The sequence below is a fragment of the Sinorhizobium fredii USDA 257 genome, assembly GCF_000265205.3.
Lineage (GTDB): Bacteria > Pseudomonadota > Alphaproteobacteria > Rhizobiales > Rhizobiaceae > Sinorhizobium > Sinorhizobium fredii_B.
The window spans coordinates 4,102,706-4,129,153 of sequence record NC_018000.1 but is presented as its reverse complement, the minus strand read 5'-3'; the positions used below and the strand labels follow the sequence as shown (position 1 = coordinate 4,129,153).

Sequence of the window (26,448 nt, the reverse complement as noted above, 5' to 3'; positions counted from 1 at the left end):
TGCGATCAGCCAGAGTCACCGAAACAGAATCCTGGGACATGACGCCGAGAGTCAACACAGCCCGGCAAACCACCGCTCGTCGGCGGCACGGACCGGTCGAGCCTCGTTCTACCGCAGATCGGGCACTTAGGAGCGGGGGTGGTCGAGAGTCACACGAACGCCCTGGAGACGTCGTTCCGATTTTGTCCCAGATCAATGTCGAACCTTCAACATGCGGCAATATTGATAAGATGCACTTGAGGACATCTATCATGCCTCCACATTGCGACAGCATGGACGGACCGGTTGTCACCGCCGCGCGCCAGGCCTTGGACATGGAAGACGTCAGTTTGGTCCTGCCCTACGTTCAGGAGAGCAGCGCCGCAGAGTTGATGATTGCATTCACGAAGGTGATGGAAGCTCGCAAGAGCAGTCCAGCAGCGCGCGAGGTCGCAGACCTCTACTTCTACGAAACTGCCGTGCGGCTGCATCGAGCCGGAGAAGGCGCTCCCTACACTGGGCTCAAGCCGGCCGGACTTGATGTTGGTCCGGTAATACCCGTTGTGGAGAAAGCGATCGAGACCGGGTGCTCTCGGAGCGTCGCTACGGCTCGTTCCAGCGGGCATTCCAGATGCCTGAGGGCGTTGATGCCGACAACATCACCGCCAATTTCACCAAGGGAGTTCTGACCGTGACCTTGCCGAAGACCCCGGAAGCGCAGCAGAGCGAGCGCAAGATCCAGATCAAGCCGGCTTGAGCGTCTGTCATTTCCCCGTCCGCAAAGCTTAGACCGTTGCGGACGGGAATTCGTCTGAGAGAGACCGGGTGAAGGCGCTCCTGTTGCGCTACATCACCGCCGAAGTGGCGAAAGATTTGCTAAGATTTCCAACGCCGGAGATCGAGCATCATGTTTCGGAATGGTCCACCTGAAACAGAGCAATGATCGAGGGGATCGCAGGGACATGCCGGCGATTGGAGGAGCGAGTGGTGGGGAACGAGGCATCGGCCGTTGCCCTTGAGGCACGCGAACTCACCAAGATCTATCGGATGGGTACGGTAGAAGTTCACGCCCTGCGCGGCGTGAACGTGGACCTTCGCGAGGGCGAACTGGTGGTTCTGCTGGGGCCATCCGGAAGTGGCAAATCGACCTTGCTCAATATCCTCGGCGGGCTGGACAGGCCTACAAGCGGCAGCGTTATGTTTCGCGGCCACGAGCTCACAATGGACAGTGAACGCGCGCTCAACCTCTACCGCCGCAACCACGTCGGCTTCGTCTTTCAGTTCTACAATCTCATACCTAGCCTGACCGCGCGCGAAAACGTCTCCCTCGTAACCGAGATTGCGAAGAACCCGATGCCGCCCACAGACGCGCTGACAATGGTCGGCCTCGGCGACAGGCTCGATCATTTTCCCGCGCAGATTTCCGGCGGCGAGCAGCAACGCGTCGCTATTGCCCGCGCGATCGCGAAGCGACCCAACCTGCTTCTTTGCGACGAGCCGACCGGCGCGCTCGACAGCAAGACTGGTATCCTCGTGCTCGACGCGATTTTGAAGATCAATCGGGAACTCGGCACAACGACGGCGCTGATTACCCACAACGCAGTGATTGCCGAGATCGCCAATCGCGTGCTTTACTTTGCCGACGGGCGTATCGTCGAAACGCGGCAAAATGCCGTTCAGCGCGCCCCCGGCGAACTCGCCTGGTGAGCAGGATGAGTAGTCTCGATCGAAGGCTGCTTCGTGAACTCTGGAGGCTGAAGGCCCAGATTCTCGCGATCGCGCTGGTGATCGCTTCCGGCACCGCCCTGCTGATCATGGCGCTGACGACCATCGAAGCGCTCGAAGAGACGACGGCCGCCTATTACGAGCGAACGCGTTTTGCCAATGTGTTTTCCCAGACGAAGCGCGCGCCGGAATATCTCAGCCGCGATATCGCGGAAATTCCAGGCGTCCGACTCGCCGAGACGCGCATAACGGAAGGCGCCATTCTCGACATGCCGGGCTTTCCGGAGCCCGTCGTCGCACAATTGATTTCGCTCCCCGAACGAGGCCCTGAGCTTCTGAACGCCTTGGTGATCCGGTCCGGCCGTCTGGCTGACAAGAATCGGCCCGACGAGGTGGTCGTGAGCGAGCCCTTCGCCGAGGCTCACCGATTAAAGCCCGGCGGCAGTTTCGAGGCCGTCTTGAGGGGGCGCAAACGCACTCTGCACGTCGTTGGCACCGCGCTCAGCCCAGAATTCGTCTACGCGATCGCACCGGGCGGCCTCATGCCGGACGACGAGCGCTATGGCATCCTATGGATGGGTCAGGATGCGCTGGCTGCGGCCTTCGACCTCAAGGCCTCCTTCAACAGCGTCACGCTTAGTCTCCTGCCCGGCGCGGACGAAAGGGACGTCATCCGCCGGCTCGACAACCTGCTTGCCCCCTTCGGCGGCGCGGGAGCCTACGGCCGCGCCGATCAGACCTCAAACTGGTTTCTGGAAAGCGAGATCGCCCAGCAAAGGAACATGTCGCGGATCATGCCGACCATCTTCCTTGCGGTCGCCGCCTTCCTGACGAACATGGTGATGGCGCGGTTGATCGAGACCGAGCGTCGCGAGATCGGCCTCCTGAAGGCGTTTGGCTATGGCAATTGGGCGATCGGCTGGCATTATGCCAAAATGGTTCTAGTCATCGGCACGATCGGCATTCTGATCGGATCGCTGGTCGGCGCCTGGCTTGGCCACTGGAACACGGAGCTCTACACCAAGTTCTATCGCTTTCCGTTCCTGCTCTATCGCCCCGGCCCAGCCAGCTTCGTGATTGCCGGCGCGATCAGCCTCGGCGCGGCGCTCGCCGGCAGTCTCGCCGCGGTCCGCCGCGCCGTCCGGCTCCCGCCTGCTGAAGCCATGCTGCCCCCTTCCCCGCCGATCTATCGGCGCACCTGGGCATCGCGATCGGCACTCGCCACCGCTTTGGACGAACCGTCGCGCATGGTTCTCAGGCGCATCATACGATGGCCGGCAAGGGCGTTCCTCGCCAGTCTCGGCCTCGCTATGTCGATCGCCGTGCTGATCATGGCGCTGCAATGGGTCGACGCCATCGACTCCCTCGCAGAAACCGTTTTCGAGCGCGGGCAGCACCAGGACGCGACGGTTGCGTTCAACGACCTGCAGCCCATTGACACGGTCGGAGACTTCGGGGGTCTACCCGGTGTCCTGACGGCGGAACCCTACCGCTATGCGTCGGCGCGCATCAGCCAGGGGCATCTTGCCGAGCGCCAAGGAATCATCGGCGTACCGCACGGCGCCATCCTCAGCCCCGTCTTCGACGTGGAGCGCGGACGCATCGAGGTTCCTCCAGGCGGGCTTATGGTCTCGCGCAAGCTCGCCGAACTTCTGGACGTCAAAGCTGGCGACACCGTGGCTGTCGAACTCCTGGAAGGCCGTCAGGTACGATTGAACCTACCGGTGGCGCAGATCTTCGAAACCTATCTCGGCACGCCCGCCTACATGGACATGGCCGCGCTCAATCGCATCGCCGGCGATGGTCGCGTCGTGAGCGGCCTGCATATCCGTGTCGATGCCGCAAGCCGCGCGACCCTGCTAGCGAGGCTCAAGGACATCCCGAACATCGCCGCCGTTCTGTTCCGCCAGGCTGCAATCGACACCTTCTACAAGACCATGGGCGAAACGATCTTCATCTTCATCGGCTTCTTCGTCGCCTTCTCGATGACGCTATCCGTCGGCGTCACTTATAACTCGATCCGCATTGCGCTCTCCGAACGGGCTCGCGAACTCGCGACGCTCCGTGTCCTCGGCTTCAGCCGTTGGGAGATCTCCTACATTCTCCTCGGAGAAGTCGGCATCCTGACATGGGTTGCGATCCCGCTCGGTGCGGCGATCGGCTACGGCCTCGCATGGTACATGACGAGCGCCTTCGAGACGGAACTGTACCGCGTGCCGCTCGTCTTGCGGGATGCAACCTACGGCAAGGCGGCGCTGATCGCGCTCGCGGCTACGCTGGTCTGCGCTGCGATCGTGCGCCGGCGTCTCGATCGTCTGGATCTGATCGCCGTGCTGAAGACAAGGGAGTAGCCTATGAGCGTCGCGAAGCGCAGATTGGCCATCTGGGGCAGCTTACTGGCGCTGCTTATTGCCGGCATCGCCTATGCGCTGCGGCCGCAGCCAATTCAGGTCGACCTCGCGCTTGCGGAGACCGGCACGTTGCGCGTCACCATCGATGAGGAGGGCGAGACGCGGGTGCGCGATGTCTACACACTTCACGCGCCGTTGCGCGGCCAATTGCAACGCATCACCGCCGAGCCGGGCGACGTCGTCAAGGCCGGGGATACTTTGCTCGCACAAATCGAGCCCGCCGCCCCCGCCTTTCTCGACGTTCGCACAGAGGCGGAGCTGCAGGCCGCTGTCGAGGCGGCGCGGGCCGCGTATAATTTCGCCGCCGCCGAACTCAACAAGGCGAAGGCCGACCTGACATTTGCCGAGGGAGAGCGCGCCCGCGCCCGCATGCTGATCGAGCGCAGGACGATCTCGCAGCGCTCCCTGGAAGATGCGGAACGCGCCTATAACGTGGCACAAGCCAATCTCGCCACGGCCGAAGCCGGTCTGAAAGTGCGAGAGCACGAGCTTCATCAAGCCCGGTCGCGGCTCTTGTCGCGCCAGGAGATCAGGACCCGCAGCAGTGCGTGCGAATGCGTCGCGGTGACGGCGCCGGTGAGCGGCGTCGTCCTGCAGGTCATGCGCCGCAGCGAGGGCGTCGTCGAAGCAGGAACGCCCTTGCTCGACATCGGCGATCCTGCGGATCTGGAAATCGTCGTCAATCTGCTCTCGGAGGATGCGGTCCAGATCAGGCCCGGCCAGAAAGCAATTATCACCGGCTGGGGCGGAGAGGATCTCAAGGGCGTCGTGCAGCGCATCGAGCCCTTCGGAAAAACTGAGGTGTCGGCGCTCGGGATCGAGGAACAGCGGGTAGACGTCGTCCTGGATTTTGCCGATCCGCCGGAACGTTGGCGTTCGCTCGGGCATGGTTATCGAGTCGACGTGCAGGTCATCCTTTTCGAAGGTGAAGTCCTCAGGCTGCCGCTTGGCGCTCTGTTCCGCCAGGACGACGAGTGGGCGGTCTTTGTCGCCGCAGACGGACAGGCGCGATTGCGCCGCGTTGCCGTCGGGCAGCGAAATAGCCTCTCAGTCGAAATCCGAGAAGGGCTCCGCCCTGGACAAAGAGTTATCCTCTATCCGAGCGACCGGATCAAGGATGGGGTCACTATTGTTGAGCGTTAGCCCGCGTCGCTTGCGCTTATTCGAGTTCTAGCCGGTACGCGGTTCCCGCGCGCAGGACGTCAATGGAAGCGCTCCCCTCCGTGCTTTCCAGAACGCTTTGAACCTGATCCGCAGAGACGGGCGGCTCGCCGTTGATAGCCGTCAGGTAGTCTCCTGCCCTCAGTCCTATCGAATAGGCGGCGCTGCCGGCGGCTACTTCAACAAGGACCGGCCCCGTGGGCGCGCAAGCCGGTGAACCGTTGGTAGGTGGGAACTCCAGGGTGACCGCTACCTGCCCCGTCACCAACTCGCTTCGATCGGTCGAGTCCCCAAGCGTGACATGCAGCTTCTGCGACTTGGATCCTCGACGAATATCAAGCGTAATGCGAGCGTTCGCCGGAAGCAGGCTGATCGCGTTTCTAAAGGCGGCGTCCGTCGAGAAGGTGCGGCCATCCAATGCAAGGATGACATCGCCAAGCCGCACACCTTGCCGTTCCGCCGCCGAATTGCAGGCCAATTCATTCACAAGGAGACCTTGTGTGCGAGCGGTTCCTCCGTCCTGGGCGCCCGCGATGGTCGCTACGGAAAGGCCGAGCCAGCCGCGCCTGTACTCTCCGTGAGCGATGAGTTCCCGCACGATTTGCACGGCAATATCCGACGGAATCGCAAAGCCGATGCCGGTGCTTGCTTCGCTTGTTGCGGGAATACCGCGCGCGATGCCGATCAGATCACCGGATGCACTAACCAGCGCACCGCCGGAATTGCCGGGGTTAATGGCCGCGTCCGTCTGGATATAATCCTGGTATTCATCGGCACCCAAGCCAGAGCGACCCAAGCCGCTAACGATGCCGGAGGTCGCCGTCTGCGTCAGGCCGAAAGGACTGCCCACCGCGGCTACGAAGTCACCAACCTTTAGTTCCGAGGAATTTCCCCACTTCAGAGCGGAAAGATTTGACGCATCGATCTTGACCACTGCAAGATCAGTTGGCACATCCTCCCCTACCCTGGCGGCCGGGAAGACCCGTCCATCCGCGAGCGTCACAGAAACATCGTCGGCGTCCGCAACGAGGTGACGGCTGGTGACGATGTAGCCATTCTGCTGGTCAACGATAACGCCGGACCCCGTTGCGGTTGCACCCGTCTGAACGATGAGCACGTTGTCCGGCAGGCCCAGAACTCTCCGGACATTCGGATCTTCGAGCATCTCGCTTCTGAAGATGCCGCTGCTCGCGGTGCGGATGCTGACGACCGCCGGCTGTACCCGCTCCAACATAGCGGCTACGCTGGCGTCAATTGCGTTTGCTTCGCCGACCCAGGCTAAAAGGTTGAGAAGAACAGCTAGGACCAGCAATCTTGAAACCCTGAGCATCATTGCGCTCCATCCAACACCAGTGCCGCGATTGCAGCCGTTTTTGGCCGCCCGTGCATTGACACGCGTCAATTCCGATGTGCGTGGCTGGAACACCTCACGCCTCTTCTTCCTGCAAGGCGCGACGCAACCGGCGGATCACGACGCCACGCGCCTTATCGTCGGCGGCCTCGGCCAGTTCGTCCTGCAGATCGAGGATGAGCTTTTGAAAGTCATTGTGCCAATCCGTCCTTCCCGCCCGAACCGGGTCGATCCGCGGCGGACGGATTGCTTCGGAGATCTCAACTGCGCCGTGCGTGCCAAGACGAAACGCGCTGTCTAACCTCGGTCGGGTCACGTGATCCTCAGGCAAGAAGGTGCAAAGGCGTTGGCGCAGCCCTTCAAGCGCGTCTTCCTCTCCGTGCACGAGGAACACAGCAGCGCTGATTGGCTGCCGGGCCCGCACCCATTCGGCAAGCTCAGTCCCGTCGGCATGGCCGCTGTAAATATCAAGCTTCCTGATCCGAGCACGGACATGGATGTCCTCCCCCTGGATGCGTACAGCAGACGCCCCCTCTTCGAGAAGGCGCCCGAGCGTGCCGGCCGCTTGATATCCGACCAACAGCACTGTCGCTTCATCTCGCCAAAGCCAATTCTTCAATCGGTGTCGAATGCGGCCGGCCTCGCACATGCCGCTCGCAGCGATGACGATGTGGAAGCCCCTGATGAAATCAATTGCCTTGGATTGCTCCGCCGTCTCCGTGAAGCGAACGTTTTTCGACTCGATGGCCCTGACAAGAGCGTCGCCGTTTTCCAGCTCGCGCGCATGTCTGCGGAAAATCTCGCTCGCACGGCTCGCAAGGGGAGAGTCAATGATGATTGGCGCTTTGGGGACGGCGCCGGTTTCCATCAGGTGGCCAAGATCAGTCAGCAGTTCCTGAGTGCGCTCCACGGCGAAGGACGGAATTATCAACGCACCGTTCGGATGCGTCGCATTCAAGACCTCTGACTGTAAGGTGTGACGCCGAGCGGAATCGTCTGCTTCCTTGCGCTCGACATCGCCGTAGGTGCTCTCGCAGATGACATAGTCCCAACCACTCGGCGCTTTCGCATCGAACTGCAAGAGCTTGTGTCGCGGACCGATGTCGCCCGAAAAAAGCAAGCGCAATGTTGACGGCCCGGCATCGATCTCCATCTCAACCGAAGCCGATCCGAGCAGATGTCCCGCATTCCAGAATCGAAAACGAATTCCCTCCCCGGTCCGCTCCCAGGACCCCAGGCGCACCTGGCGAAACAGCGTAACCGCGACGGCGGCATCGCGGGCGGTATAGATGGGGGTCACAGTGTGCCGCCCGCGGCGCAGATTGCGGCGATTGAGCTGATCGACTTCGCTCTCCTGGATGTGGGCAGAGTCCGCCAGCATGACGGAGCAGAGGTCGGCCGTAGCGGACGTAGCGAAGATCGGCCCGTCATAACCGAGCCGAACAAGTTTCGGCAGCAGACCGGAATGATCAATGTGCGCATGTGTAAGGATGACAGCGTCGATCTTCTTCGGATCGAACGGAAAAGAACGGTAATTCAGTTCCTTCTCGGTCTTCGATCCCTGGAAAAGACCACAATCTACGAGGATCTTCGTGGCACCGAATTCGACGAGTTGGCAGGAGCCTGTAACGGTTCCTGCGGCACCATGAAAACGGATGATCGGTTCAATCGCCATGGTCGCAAACCTAATCTGAAAGACGGCATGCCTGAGCATGCACGCTCGCGCAGGTGGGCGACTTGATGCGGATCAAAGACGAAGCGCCATTTCGAGGATGACCATCAAACGATGTGGCTCCTCAACCAGTCCTGTCGATCGGCGAACTTGGGCGACAAGGCGCCATCTGTGCCGCACAACAAGAGCTTCATGGCTGGCGATCGGGTATACTGTGAACTCGTCCGGTGTTTTCGCTGCCGCGCATGTTCGCGCGGGCAGGAGGCAAGCATGGAAGCGGCCGGGTCTATGGGTGAGCTTCGCCAACTTCAGAGGGACACGTTTGACTACTTTCTCAGCGAAGTGAACCCCGCCAACGGGCTGATTGTCGACAAGACCGCCCTGAACTGGCCATCGAGCATCGCCGCGACAGGTCTCGCGCTCGCCTGCTACCCCGTCGCCGTGGAGCGCGGACTGATGAGCCGCTCAGCCGCCGTGGCGCGAACGCTGGCCACGCTCCGGTTCTTCTTACACAGTCCTCAGGGACCGGAGCCCGATGCCACTGGGTACAAAGGTTTCTACTACCACTTCCTCGACATGGCGACCGGGCGTCGCGCCTGGCAATGCGAGCTGTCGACAATCGACACCGCCCTGTTCCTGGCTGGGGCTTTGTCGGCTGCGGCGTACTTCGACGCGGCCGAAGATCGCGAACGGGAAATAGGCGAGGTCGCAGACTCACTCTACCGGAGAACGGATTGGCAGTGGGCGCTGAATGGCGCAGCGACGGTGACGCACGGCTGGACACCGGAGACCGGCTTTCTCAAGTATCGCTGGGAGGGCTATAACGAGGCGCTGCTTCTCTACATCTTGGGGCTCGGATCGCCGACCCATCCGCTCCAGGAATCGAGCTACGCCGCCTGGAGCTCCACATATCGGTGGGAGAGTTGCTACGGCTATGAATACCTCTACGCGGGCCCGCTATTCACGCACCAATTGTCCCACGTCTGGATCGACTTTCGCGGGATTCAAGACGCTTACATGCGCGGAAAGGGCCTCGACTACTTCGAGAACAGCCGCCGGGCGACTCATGTGCAGCGAGCCTATGCAATTGACAACCCGCGCAAGTTCGACGGCTACCGAGAATGCTGCTGGGGGATAACCGCTAGCGAGGGTCCCGGCCCTGCGACGCTCAAGCTAGAGGGCGTCGAGCGCGAGTTCTATGACTATGTCGGCCGCGGCGTTCCTTATGGGCCCGACGACGGGACGCTTGCGCCCTGGACGGTCGTCGCCTCCTTGCCGTTCGCGCCGGAAATCGTCCTGCAAGCCATCGACTACTGCGTTCATCAGGCCAAGCTGACGATGTTCAACAGATATGGATTCAAGGCGGCGTTCAACCCGACCCATCCGGGCGAGCCGGGTAACCCCTATGGCTGGTGGGTGTCGTCCTGGCACTTCGGACTCAATCAGGGGCCGATCGTGCTGATGATTGAAAATCACTGCAGCGGCTTGGTGTGGCGATTAATGCGGACCTGCCCTTATGTAGTGACGGGATTGCGGCGCGCCGGCTTCGACGGCGGTTGGCTGAATGCGCAACATTGATCGGTCCCAGCGAAAGGTATCCTGCGGTATGGGCCTCGGCCAGACACTCGGAACTAACCGCTAACCCGCAGCGGGTCCGCGTGCGTAAACGGGCCAGCCAAGCCGCAAACTTGCATCTCGGCCCAAGCTTTCGTTTTGGCAGACGAGCGACCGACAACTCGCAACCGATTGGGACTTCGCATGCTGATGTGCGAGATCCGCTTGGGGTCACAAACGGTCGTCGGTTAGTTATCAACAATCTCTTTCTCGCGCATCGGTCTCCCAACCCCCAATGGTCGCGACAAAAATAGCCTTGATCGTGTGCATCCGGTTTTCCGCCTGGTCGAAAACCACGGAAGCTTTCGATTCAAAGATCGCGTCCGAGACTTCCATGCAGTTGAGACCGAACTGCTTCGCAACGCGGGCTCCGACGTTGGTGCTGCTGTCGTGGAAAGCGGGCAAGCAATGCATGAACTTGCAACGCGGATTGTCGGTGGCTTCCATGACGGTGGCCCTGACGCCGAAAGGCGCCAGCAACCTGATGCGCTCGGCCCAACCCGCCTCATGCTCTCCTAGCCACGAAGCCGTGTAGACGTAGTCGGCACCCAACACCCCGGCGCCGACATGTTCCAGAATCGTGAACTTCCCGCCATTCTTGCGCGCTTCCGAGGTCACACCGTCGATGAAGGACGAAGCGGGCCAAAATATCGGCGGCGAGACGATGCGGAAGTCCATGCCGAGCTTCGCCGCTCCTAAGGCGAGCGATCTAGCGACAGCACTGCGACCGTCACCCAGGAATGCGACCGTGACCTCCGGCAGCGCCTTGTCTGCGGCTTCCCGCATCGTCAGCAAATCTGCCAACGCCTGGATCGGATGCGATTCATCGGTAAAGCCATTGTAGACAGGCACGTGGGCGTGAGCCGCCAACTCCTCCACGGCACTTTGGGCATGGCCGCAATATTCAACGGCATCGTAGATCCTGCTGAGCATACGGGCTGTGTCCTTCAGTGATCCGCATTGCCCTGCATAGCCAGCGGGCAGCGTCAGGCTGATGACGCGCGCGCCTTGGTCATAGGCCGCAACTTCAGATCCGAAGAGAGTGCCGATCGAATCCTCCTCGCTCAGAAGCGCGATATTCTTGCCGCGGAGCCGTGGGATTTCTTTGCCACTTCGCTTGTCAGCCTTCAACTCGGCGGCGAGTTGCAACAGAACCCCGATCTCCTCTGAAGTGAATTCGTCGAGCGTCAGGACGCTGCGGCCTCGAAGACTGATGGACATGGCATGCCCCGTCGCTTTGGTTATCGCCGAAAATTGCAACGTTTGCCGATTAAGAATTGAACAACGGATATGACTCGCAGGCTTTGATTCTCGTCAAACTCAGGCGCTTCCACGGCTTTGATGAAGATCAATGACCGCCCATCTCGTTTCCCGGAAAATGCTCCGTCAATGCACATGAACAAGTTTGCGGCTCTGAGTTGAAGGTGGCTGAAGATATATCCGCGGACTGCGCCTGTCCTCGAGGTCGACGGTTGGGACTGGGATGCATTTTCTAATGGAGAGCGACATGGCTGTTGCCTACACCGTGGGTCCGATCAAGCGCCATCAAGTCGACAAAGCGTACCGACTGATCGACGCCGCGGGCTGCCATTTCGACTTGGAGGCTTGGCGCGAATTCTGCGCAGCGACCGTCGCCCGAGAATGCCCGGCACTTTATGTCGAAGGAATAGTGACCGCAGAGAATCCGCTCGGTTATATCGCCGGAGTCTGCATCATGCGTCCAGTGCAGAACGAAATATACGGCAGAATGCTCGACGTGCCGGTCTTCATCATTATAAGCGCGGGGGACACGCGTGGCGTGGCCAACTCGCTTGTCGAGTATTTCATGGCGGTCGCTCGCAAATACAATTGCGGGTTCATTCGCGTCGCTGCACTCGACCCAACCGACTGGCCAGGGTCCAGGGCCACCCTGCCGCGAGATGGTCGCGGAATCCTCATACCTGTTCAATAGCCCCGACTTAAGCCTGAGAACCGATTCTGTCCGCGTGCCGTGGCCATGCGGCGGAGCCTAGGCGTGCTGGCGTGTCGCCCTTGCGCTAAAGACATATCCTACACCTCTAACCGACTTGATCAGAGCGGGGCGGCTAGGGTCACGCTCTATTTTGCGTCTCAGCCGAGCGATCTGCGCGTCGATGGTGCGGTCGAAAGCCTCAAGGTTTCTCCCTCGCGTCAAATCCATCAACAATTCGCGTTGCAGCACGCGGCCGGCATGCTTCACAAGTACGTAAAGCATGTCGAACTCACCGGTAGTCAGAGGGACTTCCCGTCCGTCATCCGAGACCAGTTGGCGGCGATCAATGTCAAGACGCAGCCCTTCGAAATAATAGACTTCTGCTGACGGCGCATCGCGATCGCTCTGCGAAAGTTGAAGCTGGCGGCGACGAAGAACTCCCCTGATGCGCGCCAAGACCTCCCGAAGATGGAAGGGTTTCGCGATGTAGTCGTCCGCACCAACCTCTAGCCCGACGACCCGGTCGACCACGTCATTGCGACCGGTCAGCATAATGAGTGGTACGTCCGAGCGCGCCCGTATACCGCGTGCAAGCGTTAGTCCGTCCTCGCCAGGCAGAACGAGGTCGAGCAGAATGATGTCGATTGGTTGTTTGTCGAGGCACGCGCGCATCTCGTCTCCGTCGCCCGCCAGGCTGACGCGATATCCCTCCTCTTCGAAATAGCGAGACAGCATCTGTCGGATTCTCGGATCGTCATCGACGACGAGAATGTGCTCCGGTAAGGCTCGCGCATTCGCCATGAAGCTACCCCGAACGGCGCCTTCCCTCAAAGCGCCGTTACACTTTGTCACAATATCGTACCGATTTTTGCACGCGTGTCGTCATGAGATTACGGCCCGGCGTTCAACTCTTGCCATCACGAAAGATGGAGGGCAGTCATGAGCGTTCAGGTCCTAAGAATCAAGGAGGGTCGAGCAGCAGCCATGGGTTTGGCGGCTTTGCCTGTACCGGATCTTCCCTGTCTATTTAGTCGGCGACCCGTCGAAAGAGTCGCGCCCGGTCAAGCCGTCTTCTGGGAAGGTGACGAGGCGACGCATATCTTCGAGGTCGCGGATGGAATGCTGCGCGCGTTGCGGCTGCTCGGCGACGGCCGACGGATCATCGTCGGCTTCCTGCGTCCCGGAGACCTTCTCGGCGTATCGCTCAAGGAGCGTTATCTCTATACGGTCGAGGCCGTTTCCGCCGTGGAGCTTCGCCGCTTCCCTCGCCGCCGTTTCGAAGACGAAGTGGCAAGCTATCCGCACTTGCAGCAGCAACTATTCTCCAAACTTCGTGATGAGATGACCGCCGCGCAGGATCAAACAGTCCTTCTTTCCCGCCGGAGCGCCGAGGAAAAACTGGCGAATTTCTTCCTGATGATGACGCGATGCGAGATTTGCGAGCGTACTTGGGTCGTCGACCTTCCCATGACGCGGCTCGACATCGCGGATTACCTTGGCATGACAATCGAGACAGTATCCCGCACTATAACAAAGCTTGCAAATAGCGGTATCATCGCGACACCGGAACGCCGCTCGATCACGGTCCTGAAGATGGAAACGCTTCGATCACTGGCGGACGGTGACGAAAGCGAGCATTGGGTGCCGTCTCTCGCACCGCGTGCTCCGTATGTATCGGCCAACGCGTGAAGACGGCCGAGCTAAAGGGAGAGGAGGCCAGTGGTCGTGCAAACCGAGAGCGACATCACAAATCTCAGACGCGCTGAGGCCGATCTGGCAGCGCGAGAGGCACATCTTCGTTCAATCCTGGATACCGTCCCCGAGGCAATGGTGGTGATTGACGAAAGCGGCATGATTTCCTCTTTCAGCGCAGCCGCGGAACGCCTGTTCGGATATGCCGAAGGCGAGGTACGCGGGCTCAACGTCAGGATCCTGATGCCCTCTCCCCACCGCGAGGCGCATGACCAATATCTAAATAACTATCTGCGCACCGGGGAACGGCGCATTATCGGAATTGGACGGGTCGTGACAGGACAACGAAAGGACGGCACAACCTTCCCCATGGAGCTTTCGGTCGGAGAAGCGATGTCTGATGGTCGCCGGATATTCACCGGCTTCATTCGGGACCTGACCAGCCGTCAGCGGGTTGAGGAAGAGCTCAGGCAAGCACAGAAGATGGAAGCCGTCGGGCAACTAACCGGCGGCTTGGCGCATGATTTCAATAATCTGCTGACTGTGATTACCGGCAATCTGGAGATGATCGAGGCCCGCCTGCAAGACAAGAAGCTGAGGGCTCTCTTACGAGAAGCTCAGGCGGCGGCTGATGATGGTGCAAAGCTGACGGCACAGTTGCTCGCATTCGGTCGGCGGCAACCTCTTAACCCGAAGCTTATCGACGTGGGCGAACTCGTCTCGAACTTTTCCAAGCTCCTCATCAGAACTCTCGGCGAGACAATAGAACTGTCCACGATCGTAAACGGCAGCGACAATCTCGCCCTTATAGACGTCTCCCAGCTTCAGAACACGCTTTTGAACTTGGGGTTGAACGCGCGCGACGCGATGCCAAACGGTGGCCACCTGACGATTGAAATTTCGACGACAATTCTCGACCGCGACTATGCGTTGATGTACCCCGAGGTACGGATGGGACACTATGTCCTCGTTGCCGTCACCGACACGGGCGTCGGAATGAGCGACGACGTCAAACGCCACGCCTTCGAGCCGTTCTTCACAACGAAGCGAACCGGGGCGGGAACAGGTCTCGGCCTCAGCATGGTTTATGGATTCGTCAAACAGTCCGGCGGGCATATACAGCTCTATAGTGAACCCGATCGGGGAACGAGCGTGCGCCTCTTTCTGCCAGCGGCCCAAGGAGAAGACCAGCTTGCCCAGGTTGAAGGAGAAGATGCCGGTCACGATCGTATTCCGACAGGTCGTGAGACGATCCTTGTCGTGGAAGACGATGCGCGCGTGCGCCGTGTCGTGGTCTCGCGTCTCCAGGACGCCGGTTATTCAGTCATCGAGGCCGAGGCCGGCGCGCGGGCCCTTCAACTGCTTGCGGAGCATCCGGAGGTTTCCCTCGTCTTTACGGACATGATAATGCCGGGAGGAATGAATGGCGACGAATTGGCCCAGCATGTGCGCGCGCTCAGACCCGATGTAAAGATGCTGTTCACGTCGGGTTATGCCGAGCCGAGCGCGGCCGGGAGGGCCGCAGGAAGCTGGCTGCAAAAACCCTACACGGCCAGAGAGCTGGCGCTGCGGCTTCGCGAGCTACTGGATTGACGTGCACGATGTGCAGGATGGGCTGGTCGATGAGGATGACGGCGCTGCGATCGCGAATGCATTAACTTTCCACGTGGATTGTCGTTTTGAGCGCGATCAACGCGCTGCCCTGAGGTTTCGATATCTTCAATCGGCGAAGATGGAGACCGCGCTATGACCATTCGCAATCTTCATTACGCCATCAATCCGAAGTCGCTTGCGATTATCGGCGCCTCAAGTCGCAGCGGATCGCTTGGCCGGGTTATCGTCCAAAACGTGATGGCGGCAGCATTCGAGGGCGAAATCTGGCCCGTGAACCCCAAATACGACGAGGTTGCAGGTCTTCGCTGCTATCGCCGTGTAGCGGACATTCCAAGTGTTCCCGACCTCGCGATTATTGTCACACCTCCGAAAACCGTGCCGGCGCTCATCCATGAGCTGGGCGTGAAGGGAACGCGCGCCGCGGTGGTCATCACGGCTGGCCTGAATGCCGACCAAGGTTTGCGACAAGCGATGCTCGATGCAGCGAAACCATTTCTCTTTCGCATAATCGGGCCGAACACCGTAGGCCTCATCGTCCCATCAGCGAAGCTGAATGCGAGCTTCGCGCACTTGCAGGCTCAGCCAGGCGACATCGCGTTGCTTTCACAATCCGGAGCAATCGCGACATCATTGATCGACTGGGCGGCTGACAACAATGTCGGCTTCTCCAAGATCGTCTCTCTTGGTGACATGGCCGATGCTGACGCCGGCGATTTCCTCGACCTGCTGGCTGGCGATCCCAAGACGCGGGCGATCGTCATGTATCTCGAGACCATCCCAAATCCCCGGAAGTTTCTGTCGGCGGCTCGCGCCGCCGCTCGGGTCAAGCCGGTTGTCGCCATCAAGTCGGGCCGGCACGTAGAGGGGGCCAAAGCGGCGGCCACGCATACTGGCGCGCTTTCAGGTGCCGACAGGGTCGTCGACGCGGCTCTGCGCCGGGCCGGTATCTTGAGAATCGAAGGGCTTGGCGAATTGTTCGACGCAACGGAAACCATCGCGCGCTTTCGCCCTCTTGAGCGCAGCCGTGTCGCAATCGTCACCAATGGCGGCGGAGCCGGCGTTCTCGCCGTGGATCGGCTGGTGGACCTAGGGTGCGAGCTTACAGATCTTTCTCCGGATACCATACGCGGCCTGGATCGAAACCTGCCCGCCAATTGGTCGCGCGCCAATCCCGTCGATTTAATCGGCGATGCTTCGCCCGAGCGTTACAAGGCAGCGGTCGAGATCGTCGCTCAGGATCCACGGGTGGACATCCTGATCGTCATGAATTGCCCGACGGCCCTTGCCTCGCCCGTTGATGCCGCTCGTGCCGTCGCCTCCCTTGCGCGGTCCGGGACAATCTCGGGCAAGCCCGTTCTGACATGCTGGTTGGGCGGCCTGACCGCTCGTGAGGGTCGTCATGTGCTGCAGCAGTCCGGGCTGGCAAGCTACGACACACCGTCCGACGTTGCATTGGCGGCTTCCTATCTCGCCAGGTGGTCGAAGGCACAGGAGGCGCTGCTGCGGGTGCCCTCTAGCCGGACGAAGGAGGCGCCTGCGGACCGTGCAGTCGTCCAATCCATTTTGCAACAGGTGGCTCGTGAAGGCCGCCGTATGCTGAACGAGCCCGAAGCCAAGATGGTCATTGCGGCTTATGGCATTCCAGTCCCTCGAACCGCTATTGCAAGCTCGCCGGAGGAGACGGAAAGGGTTGCCGCATCGCTTCTCGAGGACGCGACGAGGGTCGTCGTCAAATTGATCTCGAAGTCGATCACGCACAAATCCGATGTGGGCGGCGTCGTCCTCGATATCTTAACCCCTATCGCCGCCCGAGAAGCCGCCGAGGCGATTGTCGCGCGGCTGAAGGCGCACGACCCATATGCCGTTGTCGATGGCTTTGCCGTCCAGCCGATGATTGAACGCAGACACTCGTGGGAGCTGATCCTGGGGATCACTCGAGACCCGATCTTCGGCCCGGTCGTTCTATTCGGATCGGGCGGCGTTTCCGTCGAGGTGGTCGAAGACACCGCAGTGGCGCTTCCCCCGCTTGACACCATGCTCGCTGCGGACCTGATCGATCGGACACGCGTCGGAAAGCTCCTCGCCGGTTTCCGCAACGAGCCGCCAGCAGACAGAGCAGCGATCTGCAAAGCGCTCACGGCGCTATCGCAGCTAATCGCCGATTTCCCCTGCGTGCTTTCGATGGATATCAACCCGCTGGTCGCCGGCGCCGAGGGCGTCATCGCGCTCGACGCGCGCATCGAAATCGACCCGCAGGCTGTCGCGCGCCCCGGCCCCAACCGCGATCTCGCGATCCGCCCATATCCGAGCGATTGGCAAAAGCAGGTTACGCTCGCTGGACGCGCTTACCATCTGCGGCCGATCAGACCGTCCGATGCGGCTCTATACCCGGATTTTCTGGCAAAGACGTCTCCGGCTGACATCCGATTTCGTTTCCTGTCATCCCGCAAGCACTTTCAGGACCAGATGCTGGTGAGGCTCACGCAGATCGACTATGAGCGCGAGATGGCCTTCGTCGCTCTCGATGATGAAAGCGGCGAGCTCGCTGGAATTGCCAGGCTTTACGCGGATCCCGATCACGAAACGGCCGAATATGGCTTGCTGGTCAGGACCGACTTGCAGGGGCAAGGTCTTGGCTGGGCTCTTCTGGCTCATCTGAGGGACTATGCTGCAGCCGACGGTCTGAAGCGCGTCGAAGGTCTCATTCTGAGTGACAATGCGAAGATGCTGAAAATGTGCCGCGAGTTTGGATTTGCCATCTCGCCGCACCCGACCGATGCGACCCTCAGGGTCGCATCACTGGCACTGCAATCTCAGGCGGGAGCTTCTTGACGAAAATCAATGTCGCGGCCCCCATCTGGCGTAGATTGGCTTTTAGAAAACCACACCGCTTGGGGAGACCAGAGCAATGACCTACAAGACAGTTCTTCAAGTGCTCGATGCAAACCAGTTTGAAACGGACCTCACAGCGGAGGCAGCTCTCTGCGCCGCCGCCAACGCCCATCTCTCGGTCCTCCTGGTCAAGGTCGCGGCTCCACCTCGGTTCGGGGACCATGCGGGCCTCTCGGTCGCGTGGCTGGACATACAGGCGGCCGAGATAGAACAGCTCGAAAAGGCCATCGAGGCGGCACGAACGACGCTCAAGGACGTGGGTTTTTCGTTCGACGTCGCCGGCGAATACACCGAGCCTGCACGGGCCGACGATCTGGTCGGAGAGCGGGCACGCTACGCTGATGTTACATTGATCGGGACCAACATGGACCCGTCGTTGCGGGCGCGCGCCATCGAAGGCGCCCTTTTCTATTCGGCGCGCCCGGTCCTGCTTGCACCCCATCGTCGATCAGTAACCTTGCTTCCCAAGAGGATTCTGCTGGCGTGGAATTCAAGCCTCGAATCCACAAGGGCGGCTCGCGAAGCGCTCGACATGATGAAAGATGCCGAAGGCGTAAACGTGGTATTGGTCGATCCTACGGCCTCTCGCTGGAATGGCCACGAACCTGGCGCAGATGTGGCGACTTACCTTGCCCGCCACGGCATTAAGGTGACCGTCGATCGGCTTCCCAGCGCCGGACGCCGGGTCGACGAGGTTCTCAATCAGCATGCAATTGATACCACCGCCGACCTGATTGTAATCGGCGCATACGGACATACACGTCTTCGCCAGAGGATTTTCGGGGGCGTTACCAAGGCGATGATCGAGGCGCCAGTTGTGCCGGTGTTGATGGTCCGCTGACATTACTCAAGCCAGATAGAAACATGGGCGCGGGTGCTCGGTGCGGATATGCGATCGCGCCGCACCCGGCCAATTCGACTTAAAGGAATGCAACACTCGTGCCGCAGTCAGGCGGGAGCTTCTTGACAACGATCAATGTAGCCGCCGTCACCTGAAGCACATTGCTTATGAAATTGCCAATCGGCTTCGGAGGAAAAAGCAATGACCTACAAGACAATTCTTTTGGTGATCGATGGCAACCAGCACGAAAACGACCTAACAGCGGCAGCGGATCTCTGCGCGGCCGCAAATGCCCATCTTTCGGTTCTGCTGGTCAAGCTTGCCGCTCCACCACCGCTCGGAGAGTATGCGGCCATGTCGGTCGCTTGGCTCGACGAACGGGCCGAGGATATGCAGCAACTGGAAAAGGCGGTGGAGAGAGCCCGAGCGACGCTGAAGGGCCTCGGGATCTCATTCGATGCAAATGGCATCTACTGCGAAACCGCATGGGCCGATGACGATATCGGCAACCGCGCACGCTATGCGGACGTTACGTTGATCGGCGCGAGCCTGAAGACGGATGCTCCGTTGCGAGCGCGTGCCATTGACGGCGCGCTCTTCTATTCGGCGCGACCGGTTCTGCTCACAGCCGATCGCCAATCCGTCACCTTGAGTCCGAAGAAAATTGTTCTCGCATGGAACTCTACCATGGAAGCCGCGAGAGCGGCCCGCGAAGCTTTGGAAATGATGGAGAGCGCGGAGGAAGTGAATGTCGTCCTGATCGATCCGGACGCAGCTTCGACCAAAAACGGCGAAGAACCGGGTGCTGATGTTGCCACCTATCTCGCTCGCCACGGCATCAAGGTGACCGTCGATCGGCTTCCGAGCGCCGGACGCCGCGTCGAAGAGGTTCTAATCCAGCATGCCGTCGATACCTCTGCCGATCTGATCGTGATGGGGGCGTACGGGCATACTCGTCTTCGCGAAAGAATATTCGGCGGTGTTACCAAGGCGATGATTGAAGCACCTGCTGTTCCGGTGTTAATGGTGCACTGAACATTCCCTGTCACATCGAAATAAAGGCGCCGCATAGAACGGCGCCTTTATCATTTGCCGTCATGCCTCACGTTCGTATGCGCCTCGGCCGGTCATGTCTTCGATAGCGACACAGAAGAAGAGATGCGGCGAAGAGGCTGCGACGCCTTGTGGTGCAGGCTTTAGCCCGCCCGGCTCCCACCAGTTTGGTCGCGCCTCGAGAAGCGACCAGGCATGCATGCACTCTCTCTGCCATCGCCCTTCCGGCGGCAGCTCCTGATAGCGGCCGAATACAAGGACGCTTTTCCACCGGCGCTCACCTGAAAACTCATCGACTTGAAGGCACACACACGGGTTCGCGCGCATCCAGTCGATCTTCTGGCCAGGCATGGAAAAGCAATAAAGGCAGTTGCCCGCAAAAGCATAGGTGATCGGCACGATATACGGCCTGCCTTCCTTGCAGCAGGCAAGGCGAGCTACGTGAGCGGCCTGGACCACGCTGTTGCATTCGTGACGGGACAATTCCTTGATGAACATGATCTCCCCTCCTTACGGCGTCGATCTATTGGTTGAGGTTAAATCTCCAGGGGCGCTCGTGCCTTGATGTCCCTCAAAGACCGACAGTCTGGAATGGCCGATACTTGGCCGTCGTTGTGGTTTTGAGGAAGGAGACGATCATGAGCGACATTCGCCTGCGCCAGGACATCCTGGATGAGCTCGAATATGAACCCAGCATAGACGCCGCGAACATCGGCGTCACGGTCGAAGACGGCGTTGTCACTTTGATGGGCCATGTTCACAGCTTTGCGGAAAAACACTCTGCGGAACGGGTTGCCCAAAGAGTGAAGGGCGTACGCGCGATCGCCGAGGAAATCGTCGTGCGTTTGCCAGAGAACAAGAAGGCTGCCGATGACGAGATCGCCAGTCGCGTGGTAAAAATCCTTGCTTGGGGAGCCGCAATCGCCGACCTCAAGGACATCCAAGTCAAAATCGAAAACGGTTATGTGACCCTGGAGGGAACGGTCGACTTTCATTTCCAGCGCTCTGCAGCCGAGAGCTTGGTGCGTCGCTTGACGGGCATCACCGGAATCGACAACCGCCTCAGGATCCGTCCCATGATGGATGTGCTCGAGATCAGGCATGGCATCAGAGAGGCGCTAAAACGCAATGCTGAGATAGAAGCCGAAAACATCGACGTAGAAGTATCCGGCAGTCATGTCACCTTGCGGGGGAAGGTTCAAAGCCGGCGCGAAAGGATCATGGCGGAGCGAGCGGCCTGGTCGGCTCGAGGCGTGACGGCGGTTGAGGATCACTTGACAATCGAAGAACCCAAAGGCCGATTCAATTCCTGAATGGAGCGCTTCGGATGACCTACGCGACCCTCCCCGATCTTACTCCGCGCAGGGAAGCCCTTGTCGGTAGCGAGGGTGTCGGACTTACAGAAGAGGAGGCTCGCCTTCGGCTTGCGCAATTTGGCCCGAACAGCCTTCCGGAACCGCGAGCCTCCTCGCTCGCAATCACTTTCGTGCGCCAGTTCCGCAGCCCTCTGATCTACATTCTGCTGGCTGCGGCACTGGTATCTCTCCTATTAAGCGATCTGCAAGATGCGCTGTTCATCGGCATCGTACTCATCGCGAACGGCATCATCGGGTCTCTGCAGGAGCACACCGCTGGCAAAGCCGCCTTGGCGTTGCGCCGGCTTGAACAGCCGTATGCGAACGTCATCCGCGATGGACGCTTGCGGGAAATCGACGCTCGGCTCCTAGTGCCGGGCGACATGGTGGCCATTGAGGCGGGCGGACGCGTGCCGGCCGACATCAGGCTCCTGTGGGCGACCGATCTCGTTTGTGACGAGTCCCTGCTCACCGGCGAATCAGCACCGGTGCACAAATCCGGTCCGGTCGTCGAGGCTGCTCCCGGAGAGCGCGAGCGCCCCATGGCGTTCGCGGGCACTCTCGTCACGCGTGGTCGCGGACGCGGCGTCGTCGTCGCTACGGCTGCGACCACGGAGATGGGAAAGATTGCCGCCGAAATCGGCAAGGCATCCTTTGCCAAGCCTCCCTTGATGATCCGCTTGGAACGCTTCTCCCAGCTCATCGCCTGGATCGTCGCGGCTGCAGTCGCTCTTCTCGTCGTTGTGGGAATTGCCCGCGCGATGACGCTCAACGAGCTGTTCATGATGTCCGTAGGACTGGCGGTAAGTGCAATTCCGGAGGGTCTGCCGATAGCGATCTCGGTCGCGCTGGCAATCAGCATGCGCCGTATGGCGAAGGCTCATGTGATCGTGCGCCGAATGCCCGCCGTGGAAGCGCTTGGCTCCTGCACCATGATCGCCACCGATAAGACCGGCACATTGACGCTCAACGAATTGACTGTGACGGATATACGATTGCCGGACGGCACCGATATTGTTTGCGATACGGGTGCCGACCTGGACGCCTGTGCGATCCGGGGCGACGGAACCCCTCCCGCGGAAGCGCGGGAACGTGCCATTGCCTTGCTTAAGGCCGCGTCGCTGCCCAACGAAGGATCGCTCGTCAAGGAAGCGAACGGCTGGACCGCCGTCGGCGATACGGTCGACGTTGCATTGCTGGCAGCCGCCTACAAGGCAGGGCTGCCGCGGGAGGCAATCGACGATGACTATCCTCTCGTCGCCCGCATTCCCTATGAGCCGGACCTCAAATATGCTGCCTCATTCCACCACCACGGCGACAGCATTCGCATCTTCGTCAAAGGCGCTGCGGAAACCCTCATTGAGATGGCCGACCGGATGGACATGGCAGGTCGCGCCGAGCCGATCAATCGGGAGCTCCTCCTCCGGCAAAAGGAAGAGATGGCCGCGCGTGGCCTGCGGGTGCTTGCCTTTGCGGAGGGCGAGACGGCGATCGAGGCAGATGGAGGCTTCGGCCGGCACCTCCTCGTCGATCTGGTCTTCCTGGGTCTCGCGGGAATGCAGGATCCGGTACGGCCGGAAGTGCCGCAAGCCATTCGCGATTGCCACACGGCAGGCGTGGATGTGGCGATGGTCACCGGCGACGATCCGAGAACCGCGGCGGCAATTGCCTCCCATGCCGGGCTGACCTTCACCGATGACCAGGTGGTCACCGGCGATGACGTGCGCAGGGCCGAGGAAAAGGGACAGGAAAGTCTCGACGGACTGATCCGCGATGGTCGCATCTATGCGCGCGTTGCCCCCTCGCAAAAGCTGGCGATCGTCCTCTCGCTGGCCCGCAACGGGCATTTCGTCGCCGTCACGGGCGACGGCGTCAATGATGCGCCGGCGCTGAAGCACGCGCATATCGGCGTGGCGATGGGGCGCAAGGGCACGGAGGTCGCCAAGGAGAGCGCCGACATCGTCATCACCGATGACAACTTCGCTTCGATAGTCAGCGGCATCCGGGAGGGCCGCGTCGCCTACGCCAACATCCGCAAGGTCATTTTCATGCTGATGTCGACAGGTGCTGCGGAACTGCTGCTGTTCCTGCTGGCGATTCCGCTCGGCGTGCCTATGCCACTTCTTCCCGTGCAGTTGCTCTGGCTCAATCTCGTGACCAACGGCATCCAGGACATTGCGCTCGCCGGCGAGAGTCCAGAAGGTGACGAACTCAGCCGCGCGCCGCGCCGGCCGTCCGAACCGATCTTCGATCGGATCATGGTCCGGCGGATATGGCAATCCGCGCTCGTCATGGGAGCCGGAGGCTTCGCAATGTTCTACGTACTGCTGCAGCAGGGCTACGGCGAAAGCGAAGCCCGCAATCTGCTGCTGTTGTTGTTCGTCCTTTTCGAGAACTTCCAGACCCTCACGAGCCGTTCTGAGCGCAAATCCATTTTCGCGCTCGGGTTCCTTGCCAATCCCCTTCTGCTTGCCTCTATTGTAGCGGCACAGGCGCTCCACATCGCCGCCATGTATACCCCTTGGTTGCGAGAGGTCCTGCGACTGTCGCCGATATCGCTGCTGGAATGGGCGATGCTGCTCCTGGCCGCATCCTCAATCTTCTTCGTCATGGAATTCGACAAATGGCGGGTCCGCAGCAGGCCCGTCGACATGCGCGCCTCGTGAGTTCAGCACCACAGTCAATCACGGCTGAGCTTCAGGATATCCGCGACGATGTTATCTGCCGGCCGATCGGCATCCATTCGGTGCCAATTTAGGTCCCCCACGTCGTAAGCCAGTTGCCGGGAAAGGACATTCAGATCCGCATCGGAGGGCCCTGCGGTCCTTTCGGCAACGCGGCCGCGAAGGACGGATGGGCTCGCGTCCAGCCAGATAGCTGTGTAGGGCACATGCGCCTCGCGCGCGGCCGCCTCGATGCGCTGACGATTGGCGAACTTGCCGAAGACGGCTTCCGCGACCACGGATCCTCCTGCGCGCAGGATCGAGAATGTGCGGCACGCTATCTCGCCGTAGATTTTCTTGGAAATCTCCGGACGATAGGCCTCCGCAGGGAGTCGCGTTTCGGCCGCAACCCGGTACATCGCCTTGCGGACACGATCGCTTTCGATAATTCTCGCCCCCGGAGGCGAACCGAATTGCGCAGCCAAGCTCTCTGACACAGTCGTTTTGCCGGAACCACTCAATCCGCCAATGACGATCAACCGGGGCGGCCCCTTTTCCAGCAGGAAGAGCGCCAGTTCGAAATAGGATCGAGCCTCGACGGCGAGCGCGTCCGACCGCTCGCCGCTTTCTTCAATCTGAGTCGCTGTGACATGCGCCCTCACGGCAGCGCGGATCGCCATGAAGTAAGGCAGCAGCACGAAGCCATCCTCGTCGCCCGATTCGTCGAGATACCGGTTCATGACCAGATTGGCGAATTGCGGAAAACCGCGATGCCAAAGATCCATCAGCAGAAAGGCAAGGTCGTAGAGCGTATCGATAGTGGCAATCTGGTCGTTGAACTCGATGCAGTCGAACAGCCGCGGTTCGCCGTTCAACAGGCAGATATTGCGCAGATGCAAGTCACCGTGGCATCGCCTGACCTTGCCTGCGGCCTCACGCGCATCGAGCAGCGGTGCATAAGCCGCCAGGTTGCGCTCGAAAGCATGTTCGAAATCGGCCAGCTCGACGGGGTCGAAGAGCCGGCTCGTGGCAAAACCGGCGGCATTGACACGGAGCACGGCGGCAATGTTCGCAGAGCCGGGTCCCTGATGAACGATCTGGGCGCCCCCGTGAAAGCGGGCGATCATGTGTGCCGTCCGGGCCATCAGTTCGGCGTCGAGCTTGCCGCCAACGGCCATGCGATCGAACAACGCCCCCTGGTCGAACCGGATCATTTCAATGACCGCATCGACAAGCTCCTCGCCCTGATCATAAACAAGCCGGCCATCGCGGCCGCGCATGATCCGCCGCACGCCAAGGTACAGGCCCGGTGCAGTGGCACTGTTCAGCGCCACCTCCTTTTCACAAGCTGCAAGCCTCAGTTCCGCCGTCGAGAAATCCACATAGGGCAGCTTCACCGCTCGCTTCATCTTGTAAGCGCGATCGCCGGAAAGGAAGATGCAAGAGATGTGCGTCTCGATGATCTCGATCTTATCGGCGCCAACCAAGTGAGGCCCGCTCAAAAATTCGACCACCTCCGACTGGTCTTGGGCAATCATGGAATGCACCTCTGAAAAAGTGACGGGCCAGGAATCCTCGAGTGATCACCGGCTGGAATGATAATGAACGATACAAGCCTTCGCCTCCTTGATACGAGTCAAGGAACCATGAACGGCGTTGCACATGCGGAAAGCCACTAACGGTGTTGAATGAACCTGCTTTGCCAGCGCCGGGGTATTTGGATCGCGACTGCTGTCAATAACAGGGCTGCAGCCGACGGTAACCACAGGGCCAGGTTGCCCAATTGTTGAACGAGGGCTGCCCCTGAAATGGCTCCTGCCACCATGCCGAGCCACGGCACGATTTGGATGACCCAATGCGTGTTGCGGATGCCCATCGCCCAGCGTCCCAAACCTCGTCCGAAGCGTGACAGTGCCCCGGTAACATATGTTAAGCCAACCGGCAGCCCTTCGATCTGCTCGACAGAGGCGTTGATCGCTCCCATCGCCAGAATAAGCAAAAGGAACCGGAGCTCTCTTTGATCGGATAACAGGGCTGCGCATGCGAGCAGAACGGATACAAACAGCAAAACAGCTTGCGGCCTGAACCTGATCGAGACCATCACTCCCGCGGCGTTCCCTATCACGAAGGTGATCATGCCCCCGATGAGAAGCACTCCCCGCGCCACGTCGCCCTGGATCAGGGCGACGGATGCGCGAGTCGTGTTGCCACTCATGAACGACACAAAGTCCCCGAGGGACATGAGTCCTATGGCATCCGTCATGCCTGCGAGGAACGATATTGCAGCGACAAGCGCCAAACCAACAGAACTCCTCTGACGCTTAATGATGCGCCGCCGCCGCTGTACCGTCATTTGTGATGACCCAAAATGAAACCTCTCCAAGCAAAGCAAACACCGCCCGTTGTTGCAAGCACGCGCAGAACGGCGCCGCCATTCCCATTGTCATGCACTATTTTACCTCGGTCGCCGTTAG

At 60.2% G+C, this 26,448-nt stretch carries 19 protein-coding genes and 2 pseudogenes; 14 read left to right on the top strand and 7 right to left on the bottom strand.

Annotated features, from left to right (window positions below; translation table 11 throughout):
* Nucleotides 1-38 precede the first annotated feature (38 nt).
* The 5 genes and pseudogenes from USDA257_RS38555 to USDA257_RS19305 all read left to right on the top strand — a co-directional run.
* Nucleotides 39-527 (top strand): annotated as a pseudogene (locus tag USDA257_RS38555) (DUF6448 family protein); the annotation flags it as partial.
* 32 nt (nucleotides 528-559) lie between these two features.
* A pseudogene (locus USDA257_RS37975) lies at nucleotides 560-736 on the top strand (Hsp20/alpha crystallin family protein); the annotation flags it as partial.
* Between the two features lie 230 nt (nucleotides 737-966).
* Complete coding sequence (locus USDA257_RS19315; RefSeq protein WP_014764640.1) at nucleotides 967-1,686, top strand: ABC transporter ATP-binding protein; 720 nt, start codon at nucleotides 967-969, stop codon at nucleotides 1,684-1,686.
* A gap of 5 nt (nucleotides 1,687-1,691) precedes the next feature.
* Nucleotides 1,692-4,055 (top strand): ABC transporter permease, encoded by a 2,364-nt coding sequence (locus tag USDA257_RS19310; protein ID WP_014764639.1) that lies wholly within the window; start codon nucleotides 1,692-1,694, stop codon nucleotides 4,053-4,055.
* Nucleotides 4,056-4,058: 3 nt separating this feature from the next.
* On the top strand, nucleotides 4,059-5,258 hold the full coding sequence (locus USDA257_RS19305; protein WP_014764638.1) for an efflux RND transporter periplasmic adaptor subunit: 1,200 nt from the start codon (nucleotides 4,059-4,061) through the stop codon (nucleotides 5,256-5,258).
* A gap of 16 nt (nucleotides 5,259-5,274) precedes the next feature.
* Here the strand turns inward: USDA257_RS19305 and USDA257_RS19300 are convergent, their stop codons facing one another.
* Together USDA257_RS19300 and USDA257_RS19295 are read right to left on the bottom strand one after the other, a co-directional pair.
* Nucleotides 5,275-6,609, bottom strand: coding sequence for a trypsin-like peptidase domain-containing protein (locus USDA257_RS19300; RefSeq protein ID WP_014764637.1), 1,335 nt, complete (start codon nucleotides 6,607-6,609; stop codon nucleotides 5,275-5,277).
* Between the two features lie 94 nt (nucleotides 6,610-6,703).
* A complete protein-coding gene (locus tag USDA257_RS19295; protein WP_014764636.1) occupies nucleotides 6,704-8,302 on the bottom strand; it encodes an MBL fold metallo-hydrolase RNA specificity domain-containing protein in 1,599 nt (532 codons plus the stop codon).
* 267 nt (nucleotides 8,303-8,569) lie between these two features.
* Here USDA257_RS19295 and USDA257_RS19290 point away from each other — a divergent pair, with 267 nt between their 5' ends.
* On the top strand, nucleotides 8,570-9,877 hold the full coding sequence (locus tag USDA257_RS19290; protein ID WP_014764635.1) for a glucoamylase family protein: 1,308 nt from the start codon (nucleotides 8,570-8,572) through the stop codon (nucleotides 9,875-9,877).
* A 231-nt stretch (nucleotides 9,878-10,108) separates the two neighbouring features.
* Here the strand turns inward: USDA257_RS19290 and argF are convergent, their stop codons facing one another.
* Nucleotides 10,109-11,134, bottom strand: a complete 1,026-nt coding sequence (argF, locus tag USDA257_RS19285) for an ornithine carbamoyltransferase (RefSeq protein ID WP_014764634.1) — start codon at nucleotides 11,132-11,134, stop codon at nucleotides 10,109-10,111.
* A gap of 274 nt (nucleotides 11,135-11,408) precedes the next feature.
* Between argF and USDA257_RS19280 the strand changes: the two genes are divergently transcribed.
* Nucleotides 11,409-11,864, top strand: coding sequence for a hypothetical protein (locus USDA257_RS19280; protein ID WP_041414419.1), 456 nt, complete (start codon nucleotides 11,409-11,411; stop codon nucleotides 11,862-11,864).
* A gap of 57 nt (nucleotides 11,865-11,921) precedes the next feature.
* On the opposite strand, the gene USDA257_RS19275 is transcribed toward USDA257_RS19280, so the two are convergent.
* Nucleotides 11,922-12,665: a response regulator gene (locus USDA257_RS19275; RefSeq protein WP_014764632.1), complete on the bottom strand. Its 744-nt coding sequence runs from the start codon at nucleotides 12,663-12,665 to the stop codon at nucleotides 11,922-11,924.
* A gap of 138 nt (nucleotides 12,666-12,803) precedes the next feature.
* Between USDA257_RS19275 and USDA257_RS19270 the strand changes: the two genes are divergently transcribed.
* From USDA257_RS19270 to USDA257_RS19250, 5 genes are all read left to right on the top strand, one after another.
* The gene (locus USDA257_RS19270; RefSeq protein WP_014764631.1) at nucleotides 12,804-13,553 is read left to right on the top strand and encodes a Crp/Fnr family transcriptional regulator; all 750 of its coding nucleotides are present in this window, start codon (nucleotides 12,804-12,806) and stop codon (nucleotides 13,551-13,553) included.
* A 30-nt stretch (nucleotides 13,554-13,583) separates the two neighbouring features.
* Nucleotides 13,584-15,149 carry a PAS domain S-box protein gene (locus tag USDA257_RS19265; protein WP_014764630.1) on the top strand — a complete coding sequence of 522 codons (1,566 nt, stop codon included), beginning with the start codon at nucleotides 13,584-13,586 and terminating at the stop codon, nucleotides 15,147-15,149.
* A 153-nt stretch (nucleotides 15,150-15,302) separates the two neighbouring features.
* On the top strand, nucleotides 15,303-18,002 hold the full coding sequence (locus USDA257_RS19260) for a bifunctional acetate--CoA ligase family protein/GNAT family N-acetyltransferase (RefSeq protein WP_014764628.1): 2,700 nt from the start codon (nucleotides 15,303-15,305) through the stop codon (nucleotides 18,000-18,002).
* Nucleotides 18,003-18,078: 76 nt separating this feature from the next.
* On the top strand, nucleotides 18,079-18,903 hold the full coding sequence (locus USDA257_RS19255; RefSeq protein WP_014764627.1) for a universal stress protein: 825 nt from the start codon (nucleotides 18,079-18,081) through the stop codon (nucleotides 18,901-18,903).
* 201 nt (nucleotides 18,904-19,104) lie between these two features.
* Nucleotides 19,105-19,938 (top strand): universal stress protein, encoded by an 834-nt coding sequence (locus USDA257_RS19250; RefSeq protein WP_014764626.1) that lies wholly within the window; start codon nucleotides 19,105-19,107, stop codon nucleotides 19,936-19,938.
* Nucleotides 19,939-19,998: 60 nt separating this feature from the next.
* On the opposite strand, the gene USDA257_RS19245 is transcribed toward USDA257_RS19250, so the two are convergent.
* Nucleotides 19,999-20,454: a pyridoxamine 5'-phosphate oxidase family protein gene (locus USDA257_RS19245; RefSeq protein ID WP_014764625.1), complete on the bottom strand. Its 456-nt coding sequence runs from the start codon at nucleotides 20,452-20,454 to the stop codon at nucleotides 19,999-20,001.
* Between the two features lie 140 nt (nucleotides 20,455-20,594).
* Here USDA257_RS19245 and USDA257_RS19240 point away from each other — a divergent pair, with 140 nt between their 5' ends.
* Both USDA257_RS19240 and USDA257_RS19235 read left to right on the top strand, forming a co-directional pair.
* Entirely contained in the window at nucleotides 20,595-21,269 is a 675-nt protein-coding gene (locus tag USDA257_RS19240) for a BON domain-containing protein (RefSeq protein WP_014764624.1), read from the top strand.
* Nucleotides 21,270-21,283: 14 nt separating this feature from the next.
* On the top strand, nucleotides 21,284-23,977 hold the full coding sequence (locus USDA257_RS19235) for a cation-translocating P-type ATPase (protein ID WP_014764623.1): 2,694 nt from the start codon (nucleotides 21,284-21,286) through the stop codon (nucleotides 23,975-23,977).
* Nucleotides 23,978-23,991: 14 nt separating this feature from the next.
* Here USDA257_RS19235 and USDA257_RS19230 read toward each other — a convergent pair whose 3' ends face one another.
* The gene (locus tag USDA257_RS19230; protein ID WP_014764622.1) at nucleotides 23,992-25,512 is read right to left on the bottom strand and encodes a bifunctional aminoglycoside phosphotransferase/ATP-binding protein; all 1,521 of its coding nucleotides are present in this window, start codon (nucleotides 25,510-25,512) and stop codon (nucleotides 23,992-23,994) included.
* A gap of 137 nt (nucleotides 25,513-25,649) precedes the next feature.
* Nucleotides 25,650-26,327 carry a YoaK family protein gene (locus tag USDA257_RS19225; RefSeq protein ID WP_014764621.1) on the bottom strand — a complete coding sequence of 226 codons (678 nt, stop codon included), beginning with the start codon at nucleotides 26,325-26,327 and terminating at the stop codon, nucleotides 25,650-25,652.
* Nucleotides 26,328-26,448 lie beyond the last annotated feature (121 nt).